General features: G+C 72.4%; 16 protein-coding genes and 1 pseudogene. 10 read left to right on the top strand and 7 right to left on the bottom strand.

What is annotated here, in order from left to right; translation table 11 throughout:
- The first annotated feature begins 85 nt into the window (after positions 1–85).
- Positions 86–682, top strand: coding sequence for an alpha/beta hydrolase family protein (locus tag FLX07_RS25870; protein WP_142574263.1), 597 nt, complete (start codon positions 86–88; stop codon positions 680–682).
- Here FLX07_RS25870 and FLX07_RS25875 read toward each other — a convergent pair.
- Positions 669–869, bottom strand: coding sequence for a DUF5999 family protein (locus FLX07_RS25875; RefSeq protein WP_079313908.1), 201 nt, complete (start codon positions 867–869; stop codon positions 669–671). The two genes, FLX07_RS25870 and FLX07_RS25875, sit on opposite strands and share 14 nt — an antisense overlap.
- A gap of 324 nt (positions 870–1,193) precedes the next feature.
- Positions 1,194–1,760 carry a TetR/AcrR family transcriptional regulator C-terminal domain-containing protein gene (locus FLX07_RS25880; protein WP_142574264.1) on the bottom strand — a complete coding sequence of 189 codons (567 nt, stop codon included), beginning with the start codon at positions 1,758–1,760 and terminating at the stop codon, positions 1,194–1,196.
- A gap of 150 nt (positions 1,761–1,910) precedes the next feature.
- On the opposite strand from FLX07_RS25880, the gene FLX07_RS25885 reads away from it, so the two are divergent.
- On the top strand, positions 1,911–2,363 hold the full coding sequence (locus tag FLX07_RS25885) for a hypothetical protein (RefSeq protein ID WP_223853829.1): 453 nt from the start codon (positions 1,911–1,913) through the stop codon (positions 2,361–2,363).
- Between the two features lie 90 nt (positions 2,364–2,453).
- On the opposite strand, the gene FLX07_RS25890 is transcribed toward FLX07_RS25885, so the two are convergent.
- The 3 genes from FLX07_RS25890 to FLX07_RS25900 form a co-directional block, all read right to left on the bottom strand.
- Complete coding sequence (locus tag FLX07_RS25890; protein ID WP_142574265.1) at positions 2,454–3,839, bottom strand: RNA polymerase sigma factor; 1,386 nt, start codon at positions 3,837–3,839, stop codon at positions 2,454–2,456.
- A 165-nt stretch (positions 3,840–4,004) separates the two neighbouring features.
- A complete protein-coding gene (locus tag FLX07_RS25895) occupies positions 4,005–4,388 on the bottom strand; it encodes a hypothetical protein (protein ID WP_142574266.1) in 384 nt (127 codons plus the stop codon).
- A gap of 40 nt (positions 4,389–4,428) precedes the next feature.
- Positions 4,429–5,562: an AMP-binding protein gene (locus FLX07_RS25900; protein ID WP_229689595.1), complete on the bottom strand. Its 1,134-nt coding sequence runs from the start codon at positions 5,560–5,562 to the stop codon at positions 4,429–4,431.
- A 121-nt stretch (positions 5,563–5,683) separates the two neighbouring features.
- Between FLX07_RS25900 and menB the strand changes: the two genes are divergently transcribed.
- The 8 genes from menB (at position 5,684) to FLX07_RS25940 (ending at position 11,357) form a co-directional block, all read left to right on the top strand.
- Positions 5,684–6,514: a 1,4-dihydroxy-2-naphthoyl-CoA synthase gene (gene menB / locus FLX07_RS25905; RefSeq protein WP_142574267.1), complete on the top strand. Its 831-nt coding sequence runs from the start codon at positions 5,684–5,686 to the stop codon at positions 6,512–6,514.
- A 118-nt stretch (positions 6,515–6,632) separates the two neighbouring features.
- Positions 6,633–8,282 carry a 2-succinyl-5-enolpyruvyl-6-hydroxy-3-cyclohexene-1-carboxylic-acid synthase gene (gene menD / locus FLX07_RS25910; protein ID WP_142574268.1) on the top strand — a complete coding sequence of 550 codons (1,650 nt, stop codon included), beginning with the start codon at positions 6,633–6,635 and terminating at the stop codon, positions 8,280–8,282.
- A 127-nt stretch (positions 8,283–8,409) separates the two neighbouring features.
- The gene (locus FLX07_RS25915) at positions 8,410–9,051 is read left to right on the top strand and encodes a DedA family protein (protein WP_142574269.1); all 642 of its coding nucleotides are present in this window, start codon (positions 8,410–8,412) and stop codon (positions 9,049–9,051) included.
- Between the two features lie 55 nt (positions 9,052–9,106).
- Positions 9,107–9,649, top strand: coding sequence for a DUF1203 domain-containing protein (locus FLX07_RS25920; protein ID WP_142574270.1), 543 nt, complete (start codon positions 9,107–9,109; stop codon positions 9,647–9,649).
- A gap of 79 nt (positions 9,650–9,728) precedes the next feature.
- Positions 9,729–10,049: a beta-lactamase family protein gene (locus tag FLX07_RS25925; protein ID WP_229689594.1), complete on the top strand. Its 321-nt coding sequence runs from the start codon at positions 9,729–9,731 to the stop codon at positions 10,047–10,049.
- Between the two features lie 34 nt (positions 10,050–10,083).
- Positions 10,084–10,545, top strand: a complete 462-nt coding sequence (locus FLX07_RS25930) for an SRPBCC family protein (protein WP_142574321.1) — start codon at positions 10,084–10,086, stop codon at positions 10,543–10,545.
- On the top strand, positions 10,542–10,892 hold the full coding sequence (locus FLX07_RS25935) for an ArsR/SmtB family transcription factor (RefSeq protein ID WP_142574271.1): 351 nt from the start codon (positions 10,542–10,544) through the stop codon (positions 10,890–10,892). Before FLX07_RS25930 ends, FLX07_RS25935 begins: the two co-directional genes overlap by 4 nt.
- A gap of 21 nt (positions 10,893–10,913) precedes the next feature.
- Complete coding sequence (locus tag FLX07_RS25940) at positions 10,914–11,357, top strand: SRPBCC family protein (RefSeq protein ID WP_142574272.1); 444 nt, start codon at positions 10,914–10,916, stop codon at positions 11,355–11,357.
- Between the two features lie 613 nt (positions 11,358–11,970).
- Here the strand turns inward: FLX07_RS25940 and FLX07_RS37975 are convergent.
- Entirely contained in the window at positions 11,971–12,276 is a 306-nt protein-coding gene (locus tag FLX07_RS37975) for a M20/M25/M40 family metallo-hydrolase (protein WP_223853830.1), read from the bottom strand.
- A 55-nt stretch (positions 12,277–12,331) separates the two neighbouring features.
- Positions 12,332–12,385: pseudogene (locus tag FLX07_RS37980) on the bottom strand (hypothetical protein); the annotation flags it as partial.
- Positions 12,386–12,632: the final 247 nt, after the last annotated feature.

Consider the following 12,632-nt stretch of genomic DNA (forward strand, 5'->3'; position numbering starts at 1 on the left):
TCTGGCCCCTTCCGCGGGGGCGTGCCATCCTCCGATCGGAGGGTCGTGTCCTCCTGCTCCGGTCGGACCCGCTACCGTCGCCCGCATGGAGATCGAGACCCCGCACGGCCGTGCTCTGGCCGAGGTGGACGAGGCGGCCGATCCCCGGCTGCTGCTGGTCCTGACCCACGGGTCCGGGGGAGGTGTGGACGCCCCCGACCTGCTCGCCGTACGGGACGCGGTGCTGGCGATCGGGGGGACCGTCGCACGGGTGACCCAGCCCTTCCGGCTGCGCGGCGCGCGGGCGCCGGGGTCGGCGGTCAAGCAGGACGAGGCGTGGCTGTCGATCGTCGCCGCGCTTCGTGAGCGCCACCCGGACCTGCCGCTCGTCCAGGGCGGGCGCAGCAACGGCGCGCGGGTCGCCTGCCGCACCGCGCGCGCCGCCGGAGCCGAGGCGGTGGTGGCGCTCGCGTTCCCGCTCCACCCGCCGGGCAAGCCGGAACGCTCACGGGCGGAAGAACTACGGCAGGCGGGGATCCCCGTGCTCGTGGTCAACGGAGATCGGGATCCGTTCGGCGTGCCGGACGAGAAGGACACCGCACGTCTCGTGGTCCTCCCCGGGGAGGGGCACGAGTTCAAAAAGGACCCCGCCCGGGTGGGCGAGGTGGTGGCCCGGTGGCTGCTTTCGCCTAAGCGGCGCTGATGGCCATGTCGGTGGGGCGGTGCGGGGCGATGACGCCGCCGTCGGGCAGCAGCTCGCCGGTGTCCTCGAACAGCACGACGCCGTTGCAGAGCAGGCTCCAGCCCTGCTCTGGGTGACAGGCTATCGTGCGGGCGGCTTCTCGGTCCTTTGCATCCGCGCTGGGACAGGCCGGTTCATGAGGGCACATCGCCGGGGCTCCGTGTCTTTATCGTTCGCTCTTGTTTGTCTTCCGGGTGCCCGTGGGGTATGACGCACACCACACTGGACTCCACCAGTTTGCGGCTCGGCCGCATCCGTACGACATAGTCCGTTCGGAGCATTTCCGCCGGTCGGGCAGGGGACCCGACCGCACCCCGAGCAGGCTCGCGCACACTGATGTGACCTAGTACACAAGAATGCCCCATTGGCGGCACCGGTCGGGCCTCGACACGCCGACAGTCGGGTAACCGAGATGTCACAGATTCCGGTCGGCAGACACGACCGATGCGGACCGACCGGAAATTCCAGGGGCTCAGCCGCCGAGGCCCGCGACCAGCGCGTCGAGGCCGTGCTCGAAGTCGCGCTCGCCCTCGGCGGTGCGCGCGTCGCGCACCTCGGCGTCCGGATCCGCCCACCCCGACTGCTGAACCTCCACCGCCACGCTGCCGAAGACGTAGGCGCGCAACGCGCGGACCGCTCCGGCCGGGTCGCCCGCCCCCGACTCGCGCAACTGCTCGATCTGCTCCGTGATCGCGATGAGGGCCGACCCCTTCGGCGGCTTGGTCAGGGCCAGCGACAGCACGCCGGGGTGTTCGAGCAGCGCGGCACGGCTCGCGCGGGCCCAGGCGCGCGCCCTGTCCTGCCAGGTGGCGGCGGCGGCCGGATCGACCTGCACGGTCGTGACGTGCTCGGCGAGGGCATCCATCAGCGCCTCCTTGCCCCGCGGCAGGTGGTGGTAGATCGCCATGGCCTCCACCTGGAGGGCGTCGCCGAGCCGGCGCATGGTCAGCCGGCGCAGGCCCTGGCCGTCGGCGATGTGCAGGGCGGCGTCGATGATCCGCTCGCGGGACAGGGGGACGGGTGGTCGCTTGGCAGGCACACGATCATGCTGCCATACCGATCCTTACTATGTAAAGGGGGGCGCACCCTGCGGTGCGGGTGCCCGCGCGGAGCGCGTACGCTACGGACTGCGACGCGAGTTCGATTGCGCGCGTCCGATCGCGCGAGTTCGATACCGAAGGGGCTGACGATGGCGTTTTTCCGTCCGCGGGTGAGCCGGGAGGCGGAGGTCCGCTACCACGCGGATCTGGAGATCCGGAAGGACTTCGACCACGTGCTGGAGAAGGTCCGGGTGGCGCAGCGGCGGTTCCAGGAGGCGAAGGCGGCGGGCGCGCCGCTCCCCGAGCTGCGTGAGGCGGCCCTGGGCTTCGACGCCGCCCTGACCGAGGGGCTGCGCGCGGCGGAGGCGGGCCAGCGCGCCACTTTCGGCGTGAAGTCCTACGACAGCAGGATCGCCCGGCGCAAGGCGAAGGCCACCCCCGACGGCGCGCTGTGGACCGACGAGGTGAACCGTCTGCGCACGCTGCGCGAGGCGCACCGCCTCAGCGGCATCCCGCGGGTGCCCCGCGCCTCCAAGACGGGCGACCCCGCCCGCCTGACCCCGCGCGACGTGCGCAAGGGCCTGGCCGCCGCCGGCCGCTGAGCGCACGCAGCAGTACGGCCCGCACCCCCAGAGGGTGCGGGCCGTACGAATATCCGGATCAGCCGGCCCGAATCTCAGCTGGCCAGAATCTCAGCTAGCCCAGTCGAGCAGCGGGCGGGTGTTGCTCGGGTGGCGCAGCTTGGACAGCGACTCCTTCTCAAGCTGGCGGATCCGCTCACGGGTCAGGCCCAGGTGCTTGCCGATCTCGTCCAGCGTGTGCGGCTTGCCGTCGGCCAGGCCGAAGCGCAGGCTCATGATCTTGGCCTCGCGCGGCGACAGGTTGCTCAGCACGCCCTTGAGCTGCTCGGCCAGCAGCTGGCGGTCCACGACCTCGGACGCCTCGGGGGAGTCGACGTCCTCGATGAGGTCGCCGATACGCGTCTCGCCGTCCTCGCCGATGGTCGAGTCGAGGCTGATCGGCTGCCGGCTGGTGCGCAGCAGCTCCTCGATCTGGTCCGGAGTCTTGTCCAGCTCGGCGGCCAGCTCCTCCGGCGTGGGCTCCCGGCCGAGCCGCTGGTGCATGTCACGCTCGACGCGCGACAGCTTCGACAGCATCTCCAGCACGTGGACGGGCAGCCGGATCGTCCGAGCCGAGTCGGCGAAGCCGCGCTGGATGGCCTGCCTGATCCACCACATGGCGTACGTCGAGAACTTGTAGCCCTTGGTGTAGTCGAACTTCTCGACGGCGCGGATCAGGCCGAGGTTGCCCTCCTGCACGACGTCGAGCAGGGCCATGCCCCGGTCGGTGTACTTCTTGGCCACCGAGACGACCAGGCGGAGGTTGGCCTCCAGCATGTGGTCCTTGGCCCGCCTGCCGTCCTCGATGACCCACTCCAGGTCCTCGCGCACGTGCGGGGGCAGGTGCTCGCCGTTATCGAGCCCGGTCTCCAGCTTGTACTCGGCGTACAGCCCGGCCTCGATCCGCTTGGCCAGCTCCACCTCCTGGGCGGCGGTGAGCAGGGTGCGGCGGCCGATGGACTTCAGGTAGGTGTGGACCGAGTCGCCCATGACCGAGGAGGTGTCGTCGAGGTCGAGCGTCCCGCCGTCCTCCACCTCGGCCTCGTCGGCCTGCGGCTCCTCGTCGTGTGGCTCCTCGGCGGCGGCCTTGGCCGTCTTCTTCGCCGCGCTCCTGGCGGCCGGCCCGTTCTTCGCGGCCTGCGCCGCGGCCTGGGCGGCCCGGCGGGACTTCCTGGCCGGCGTCGCGGGGGGAGCCCCCGCGCCCGTCTCGGCTGCCGCCTCGGTCTGCGCGACCGGCTCGCTGTCCGGGCCGCTGTCGGCGGCCAGGTTCACGCCCGCCTCCGTGAGCTCGCGCAGAATCGAGCGGCCCTCGACAGGGCTGACGCCGGCCTTGGCGAAGGCCTCGCGCAGCTCCGGCAGGGAAAGGCGACCCTGTGCGCGGCCTCGCTCCAAGAGCAGGTCGAGCGTCGTCGGGGTCGCCTCGCGCTCGGGCGAGGCCGCCACGGCGGTCCGGGGCATGAGGACACCTCCTCCTTGCGGAGTTCATGGTTGGTTCGCGGTCTGATGCTTGCGATCGGGGCGCGGCGTCCGGCGGCTCAGCGCACCAGTATCAATAACGCTCTCGCGCCCGGTTTGTTCCCTCACCTCGCGGGGGAGGTTGTCAGGTTCGCCCGGATGGGCCGTTCAATTGGGGATGATGCTGACGCTGACCTGGGGCACCGGCAGGGGATTCGCCCCCTGGATGCGCTCGTCCGTCCAGTAGTCGGCGACCCCGTCCGGGTCGTCCGTGAGCTCCTTCAGCACCACGTCGGGGTCGACCTCGGATCCGGACCGCGGCCCGGTGGGGTCGTCGTGGCCGGGATCGCCGGGGGAGACCTCGACCGAGCTCCCGTGGCCGCCCGCCGCCGGGCCGAGCTTGGCGGCGGGGGCGTCGCCCACCTTCGCGACGTCGTCCAGGCGGCCGGCGAAGGCGGCGGCCGTGACCGACGCCCCGCCCACGATGACGACGCCGACGAGCACGGCGGAGGCCATCATCTTGTGGGCCGGCGTGAGGCGGATCGGTTGCATGCGGCGTCCCCTTCCCCCTGCTCTTACAGACGCACGAAGGTCATCCGCGGTTCCGGTTCTTGAGTTCGACCATATCGGGTTTGCCGTTCGGCAGGAGCGGTATCCGGGACACCAACTCGACGGCGCGCGGCGCGGCGTAGGCGGGCAGCCGCTCCTTGGCGAACGCCCTCAGCTCGCCGAGCGTGACCTCGCCGCCATCGCGGGGGACCACGACGGCGACCACGATCTCGCCCCACTCGGGGTCGTGCCGGCCCACCACAACGACGTCGCGTACGGCCGGGTGCCCGGCCAGGACGTCGGCGACCGAGCCGGCCACGACCTTGCGGCCGCCGGTGTTGATCACGTCGTCGGCCCGGCCCAGCACGGTGAGCCGTCCGTCCTCGATCGAGCCCAGGTCGGAGGTGACGAACCAGCCGCCCTCGAAGGGCCGCTCCTCGCGCAGGCGGTAACCCGAGAACAGCACCGGGCCCGCGATCCGCACCCGTCCGTCGCCGCCGATCTTGACCTCGACTCCGTCGAGCGGCAGGCCGTCGTACACGCAGCCGCCGCTCGTCTCGCTGGAGCCGTACGTGGTGACGATCCTGGCCCCCGCCGCGCGGGCCTCGGCCAGCAGGCCCTGGGGGGCGGCGGCCCCGCCGAGCAGGATCGTGCCGAAGGCCGCCACATCGGCTCCCGCGTCCAGCATCCGCCGCAGCTGGGTGGGGACCAGCGAAACGTGGTCCGCCCCGCTCGCGGCGACCTCGCCGGGGGAGAAACGCGCGTGGACGATCGGCTCGGTGCCGCACAGCAGCGACCGGACGAGCACCTGCGCGCCCGAGATGTGCGACGGCGGCAGGCAGCACAGCCAGCGGTCGCCCTCGCGGGCGCCGAGCCTGGCCAGCGAGGCGCGGGCCGAGGCGAGCAGCGCCTCGGCCGTCAGTTCGACCCCCTTCGGGGCGCCGGTGGAGCCGGAGGTCGCGATGATCAGCGCGGCGTCGGACGGCTCACCGTCCGGCTCGCGCCGCACGCCGTCGGCGGTGACGACGTGGGTGGGGCGCAGCGCCTCAAGCGTCGCCTCGAGCGCGGGTCGCGGCAGGTCGGGCGACAGCGGCAGCACGGCGGGGCCGTCGCCGGTCAGGGCCTGCCGTACGGCCTCGGACAGAGCGGGCCCCGGAGGCAGGACGAGGGCGTGCACGGGTCGCTGTCTTGGGCGGTGTCCTGGACGGCTGAGCACGGTCGTAAGGTTAGTCCCGGCGCCTGATTGAGGACGACGCCTGGTTGGTGACGACGCCTGGTTGATGACGATAGGAGCGGGTGTGACGAGCGGGGTCGACTGGAAGCGGTCGGGCGAGTACGAGGACATCATCTACGAGACCGCGGAGGGGATGGCGAAGATCACCATCAACCGCCCCGAGCGGCACAACGCCTTCCGGCCCACGACCTTGTTCGAGCTCCGCGAGGCCTTCAACCGGGCTCAGGAGGACACCGAGGTCGGTGTGATCATCTTCACCGGGGCCGGGGAGAAGGCGTTCTGCTCCGGCGGCGACCAGAAGATCCGCGGCGACGACGGCTACGTGGACGACAAGACCCACGGCATCGGCCGGCTCAACGTCCTGGACCTGCAGGTGCAGATCCGCCGCTGCCCCAAGCCGGTCATCGCCATGGTGGCGGGCTACGCCATCGGCGGCGGCCACGTGCTGCACGTCTGCTGCGACCTGACGATCGCCGCCGACAACGCGAAGTTCGGCCAGACCGGCCCCAAGGTGGGCTCGTTCGACGGGGGATACGGCTCCTGGCTGCTCGCCGAGACCGTCGGCCTCAAGCGGGCCCGCGAGATCTGGTACCTGTGCCGTCAGTACGACGCCCAGACCGCGCTCCAGTGGGGCCTGGTCAACGCGGTGGTGCCGTTGGAGCGCCTGGAGGAGGAGACCGTCCAGTGGGCCCGCGAGCTGCTGGAGAAGTCGCCTCTCGCGCTGCGCATGCTCAAGGGCGCGCTCAACGCGGTGACCGACGGCGCGGCCGGCATGCAGCAGTTCGCCGGCGACGCGACGCTCATCTACTACATGAGCGAGGAGGCCCAGGAGGGCCGCGACGCGTTCAAGGAGAAGCGCAAGCCGGACTTCTCGAAGTTCCCCCGCCGCCCGTAGAGGGCCGCGCGATGACGGCGGCCTCTCCGTTTTGCCGTACGCTTGCGGCTCCGAGAACGGGAGGAGACGGGCGGGTGGACAGGAACCGGGCCGGCCGGGGCGTTCTGGGGGCGCGGCAGTGAACCCGGCGACCGCTCTTTCGACCGTCCTGATCGACGAACTGGTGCGCTGCGGGGTCACCGACGTGGTGCTCGCCCCGGGCTCCCGGTCCGCGCCGCTGGCGCTCGCCGCGCACGCCGAGTCGCGGGTGCGGCTGCACGTGCGCTTCGACGAGCGTTCGGCCTCGTACCTCGCGCTCGGCCTGGCCAAGCGGTCCGAGCGGCCGGTGGCCCTGATCTGCACCTCGGGCACGGCGGCGGCCAACTTCCACCCCGCCGTGATCGAGGCGTCCGAGTCGGGTGTTCCGCTGCTCCTGCTGACCGCCGACCGGCCGCCCGAGCTGCGCGGCACCGGCGCCAACCAGACGATCGACCAGGTCAAGCTGTACGGCTCGGCCGTGCGCTGGTTCGCCGAGGTCGGGGTGCCCGAGGAGCGGCCGGGCCAGGTGGCCTACTGGCGGTCGCTGGTGTGCCGGGCCTGCCAGCGCGCCGCCGGGCCGCCGGACCCCGGGCCCGTCCACCTCAACGTGGCCTTCCGCGAGCCGCTGATCCCCGACGGCGACGCGAGCTGGTGCGAGCCGCTGGACGGCGGCGCCTCCGGCGCGTGGTTCCGGGCACGGGTTGCGCCGCCCTCCGCCGCCCTGCACATCCCGCCGACCCGGCGCGGAGTGCTGGTCGTCGGCGACGGCGCCGCCAACGTGCGGCGATACGTCGCGGCCGCCGGCATGGCGGGCTGGCCCGTGCTGTCGGAGCCCAACGGCGGCGGCCGGTACGGCGACCACGCCGTCTCGACCTACCACTTCCTCCTCGGCGACCAGGAGTGGGCCGACGCCCACCGGCCCGACGTCGTGGTCACCCTCGGCCGCCCCGGACTGTCGCGCCCCCTGCTGTCGTGGCTGCGCCGGGCCGACGAGCACATCGTGGTCGCCCCCGACCTGACCCGTTGGCCCGACCCGACCCGCTCGGCGACGCAGGTGGCCCAGGCCGTGGAGATCCCGATCGCGGCCGGCGGGGACGCCTGGCTGCGCGCCTGGCGGCACGCCGACCACGTGGCCCGCGAGGCGATCGACGACGTTCTCGACTCCTCCGGGCTGACCGAGCCGCGGCTGGCCAGGGACCTCGCCGAGGTGGTGCCCAACGGCTCGCTGCTGTTCTGCGGGTCCTCCATGCCGATCCGCGACCTCGACCAGGCCATGCGCCCCCGGCGGGGGCTGCGGCTGATGGCCAACCGGGGCGCGTCCGGCATCGACGGCCTGGTCTCCGCCGCCGTCGGGGCGGCGCTCGCCCACAACGGCCCGGCGTACGCGCTGATCGGCGACCTCACGCTGCTGCACGACCAGAACGGACTGATTCTCGGGCCGCGCGAGCCCCGGCCCGACCTGTGCCTGATGGTGGTGAACAACGACGGCGGGGGGATCTTCTCCCTGCTGCCGCAGGCCGCGCTGGAGGACCCGTTCGAGCGGGTCTTCGGCACGCCCCACGGGGTGGACATCGGCTACCTGGCCGCCGCGAGCGGCCTGCCGTACACACTGGTCGAGGACCCGGAGGAGCTGTCCAGGGCGATCAAGGGGGACGGCCTGCGCATCGTGGAGGCGCGCACCGACCGGGTGAGCAACGCGGCCGTCCACGCCGCGATGCGCGAAGCCGTGCGCGCGGCGATGCGCGACTGACCGCCTCCCGGACGGGGGCGGGGCACGCCCGTCGTTCTCCCGGGTGACCCGCTCTGGTCCTTCCGGCGGATGGCTCACCCCCGGGGCGACGGCAGAATGGGTGCTGTTACCGCGTTGAGGGAGTGAGATGCACGTCGACGAGTGGCTGCAGACCATCCCGTCCGTCTGGGTCTACGTGCTCGTGGGCGCCGTCATCGGGCTGGAGAGTCTGGGCATCCCGCTCCCGGGTGAGATCGTGCTGGTGAGCGCCGCGCTGCTGTCGGCCAAAGGGGTCGTGGACCCCGTGGTCGTCGGGCTCTGCGCGAGCGGCGGCGCAATCGTGGGGGACTCCATCGGCTATCTGATCGGCCGCAAGGGCGGACGGCCGCTGTTCGACCGGCTGGGACGGCGCTTCCCCAAGCACTTCGGCCCCGCGCACATCGCCAAGGCGGAGCAGGTGTTCAACCGCCACGGCATGTGGGCGGTGTTCTTCGGCCGCTTCGTCGCCCTGCTGCGGATCCTCGCCGGTCCGCTGGCCGGTGCCCTGCACATGCCGTACTGGCGCTTTCTGGTCGCCAACGTCCTCGGTGGCGTCGTGTGGGCCGGCGGGACCACGGCCGCGATCTACTACCTGGGCGTGGTGGCCGACAAGTGGCTGAAGAACTTCTCCTGGGTGGGGCTGGCGGTCGCCGTCCTGGGCGGCCTGGGCACCACCGTGTGGCTCAAGCGCAAGGCCGCCAAGGCCGCGGACGAGGAGGACACGGTGCCGGAGACCGTCAGCGCCTCCTGACGCGTCGTCCGTTTTCCGCCAGCCCTCCGGACGGCCGTACGGCCACGATGAGGGCATGACGTTCGACATCAGGGCCATCGCGCCCGACGTGCTTGACCAGCTCAGGAAGACCGACGACGCCGGGCGGCGGCCGCGCCGGATCGTCGAGGAGGAGGGCGGCAACCCGCTGCGCTGCTGCCTGCGCCGCTCCCGGCCTGGAGAGGCGATCCTGCTCGCGGCCTACGCGCCGCTGCGCCGCTGGGCGCTGGAGACCGGCGCCGACCCCGGGGCGTACGAGGAGGTCGGGCCGGTGTTCGTCCACGAGGAGCCGTGTGAGGGGCCTCAGCCGGAAACAGGACCCGGCTATCCGGCCGCGATGGGCGGCCCGCGCCGGGTCTTCCGCACCTACCGCGCCGACGGCTCCATTCTGAACGGGCACCTCGTGGAGGGGCACCAGTCGGCCGACCCCGTCGCGGCGTCGATCCTGCTGGACACCCTGCTGGAGGACCCGGAGACGGCGCTGGTCCACGTGCGGGCCGTGGAGTTCGGCTGTTTTCTGTTCGAGGTGCGGCGCGCTGTGCTGGAGAGTCCCACTACGAGCGATGCGCCGGTTCGGTGAGTTGGACTTGGTGGCGGCGGGAAAGGACGCCTAGCGTTCGGGCAACCACGAGGGAGAGGTCCACGAGTTCGCCGCCGGGGTGCTCAACGTCGCCACCGGCGTCGAGGCGACCTCCGACTCGCTCTTCCAGATCGGCTCGATAACGAAGCTGTGGACGGCGACGCAGATCATGCTGCTGGCGAGCAGGGGCGGGTCACCGTCGACACGCCGGTGTGGGAGATCCTGCCGGAGTTCCGGGTCGCGGACCCGGAGGTGTCCACGACGGTCACGTTCCGGCGGCGCACACCTCGGGCATCGACGGCGACCTGTTCCTCACAACGACGCACTCAACGGGGATTCTCGACCGGCCGGGCCGGCGATGTGCAACCGTTGGTTGCGCAAATGCCGGCCTCCGGGATAGCCTCATGTGCAACCAAACGTTGCAGGAGGCTGACATGGAGTTCGGCACCATCGAGCGCGAGATCTACATCGAGTCGGCGCCGGAGATCGTCTTCGAGGTGGTGAGCAGTCCCGACCACCTCAAGGAGTGGTGGCCTGACGACGCCCGGTACGAGCCGGCGCCCGGGTCGGCGGGGGAGATCGTCTTCGGCGACCGCGACGCCGGCGGGGCGGTGGTGGCGTTCACTGTCGTCGACGTGCGGCCGCCGCGGACGTTCTCCTTCCGCTGGACGCACCCGGCCGGCGAGGTGGCGGCCGGGGGCAACTCACTGCTGGTCACCTTCGACCTGACCCCCTCGGGCGGCGGGACGCTGCTCAGGATGACCGAGTCCGGCTTCCGCGAGATGGGCTGGGAGGTCGCCGTCCTGGAGCAGCAGTACCGGGAGCACGTCACCGGCTGGGACTTCTACCTGCCGCGGCTGGCGCCGTACGTCGCGACGTTGCGGGTGCGGCCGTGAGCGCCACAACGGCCGAGAACGTCGACGACGACCTCTGGTCGGCGATCGGAGACCCGACCCGGCGACGGATGCTCGACCTGCTGCTCATCGAGGGCGACGGCACCGCGACCTCGCTGGCCCAGCGGCTCCCGGTCACCCGTCAGGCGGTGGCCAAGCACCTCGGCGTCCTCGACCGGGCCGGCCTGGTCCGGGGGACGCCGGCGGGCAGGGAGAAGCGCTATCGGGTGGACGACGCCCAGCTCGCCCGCGCGGTGGCCCAGCTGTCGTCCGTAGGGGCGGCGTGGGACGCCCGGCTGCAGCGGATCAAGCGCATCGCCGAGGCGATCCAGCGCACCCAACAGGACTGACTAGACCGAGGAGAGCCGAGGATGGCAGACATTCTGCACAGGATCGGGGTCAAGACCCGGTCGCCGGAGAAGGTGTACGACGCGCTGACGACCGTCGAGGGCCTCGCCGGCTGGTGGACCGACGACACGAAGGGGAGCGGCGACGTCGGCGGCGTGCTCGAGTTCCGGTTCCCGCCCGGCGGCTTCGACATGGAGGTCGTCGAGCTGCGTCCGTCCGAACGGGTGGCGTGGCGGGTGGCCGACGGCCCCGAGGAGTGGATCGGGACGACGATCGACTGGGATCTCCGCCAGGACGGCGACTACACGATCGTGCTGTTCAAGCACCAGGGCTGGAAGGAGCCCGTGGAGTTCATGCACCACTGCAGCACCAAGTGGGCCACGTTCCTGATGAGCCTGAAGTCCCTGGTGGAGATCGGCGAGGGCGCGCCGGCCCCCCGGGACGTGCAGATCAGCGACTGGCACTGAGCCGTCGCAGGCGGGCCGGCCGGCCGCCGGCGGAGGTCAGAGCGTGATCCACTCGCTCGTGACGGTGACCTCGTCCAGCAGCGACGGGATCGGCTCGACCCCGATGCGGTCAGGCACCAGACGGCGAGCACCCGGTCGGACTCGTCCCCGGCGTTGATCGCGTCGCCCATGCTGCCGTAGAAGGCCGACAGGTACTCCTCGGGTCGGGCCCCGAGCTTGACGAGGTCGAAGTGGGCGTTGCGGCGCACCAGCGGATCGTACGTCCAGGTGATCGTCTCCAGGCCGCGGTCGAGCGCCCACTGCCGCTGGTGCAGCTTCAGTGCGAAGCCGACGCCTCGCCCGGTGAGGGTCCCGGTGATGTGGGAGTGCAGCGTCCGCCGCGGCGGGGCCGCGACGAACCCGACCGACGCGCCGACCGGCCGGTCGTCCAGGTAGGCCCCCGCCGCATAGTTTCCGGCGTGCGACAGCGCACGCAGCATCTCCACCGTGACCGGCGCACCGCCGGGATCCGGCCGTCAGATGCCGCAGAACAGGCGGCAGACCTCCTCGAACTCCTCGATGTCGTGCAACTCGCGCGGACGTGGCTCCCGCAGGTCCGGTTCGTCAGGGCCGCTCATCCGCGCACCGCCTCGACCAGGCCCGCCAGCAGCCTCGCACGGCCCGGCAACTCGGCCACGACCACATGCTCGTCGTCGGCGTGCGCGCCGCCGCCGACCGCGCCCAGCCCGTCCAGGGTGGGGCAGCCGGCCCCGGCGGTGAGGTTGCCGTCCGACGCGCCTCCGACGGCCGCGCCCGCGAGCGGAGCGAGCCCGAGGTCGGCGGCGACCCGCCGGGCGAGCGCGAACAGGTCGGCCGACGCGGCCGGTTCGAGCGGCGGGCGGTTCGGGCCGCCGAGCACCTCCAGGCGGGTGCGGGGCATCCGCGGCCGCCATCGCGGCGACCGCGAGGATCTGGTGGGCGAGCTCGACTCCGGCGTTGGCCCCCTTGCCGGGGTCGAGGCCCGCGTGGGCGGCCCGGCCGTGCACCACGATCTCGTACGCCGAGATGCCCTTGCGCGCGGTCTTCAGCGCCCCGCCCTCGGCGCTCGCCGCCGACCGACCACGGCCGCGTGCGCAGGGACCCGTTCGGCCAGACCGTGTCGTGGTGACCGAGCAGCAGCACGCGCGGCTCGCCGAAGCTCCACCGCAGGTGCGTCACCCCGTCGACCACGATCGACTCGGGAGACGCCCCGCAGGCGGCGCCCCAGGCCGGCGACCACGGCGGCGCTGCGGGCCA

Origin of the sequence: Microbispora bryophytorum (assembly GCF_006874465.1) — a bacterium.
GTDB classification, from domain to species: domain Bacteria; phylum Actinomycetota; class Actinomycetes; order Streptosporangiales; family Streptosporangiaceae; genus Microbispora; species Microbispora bryophytorum.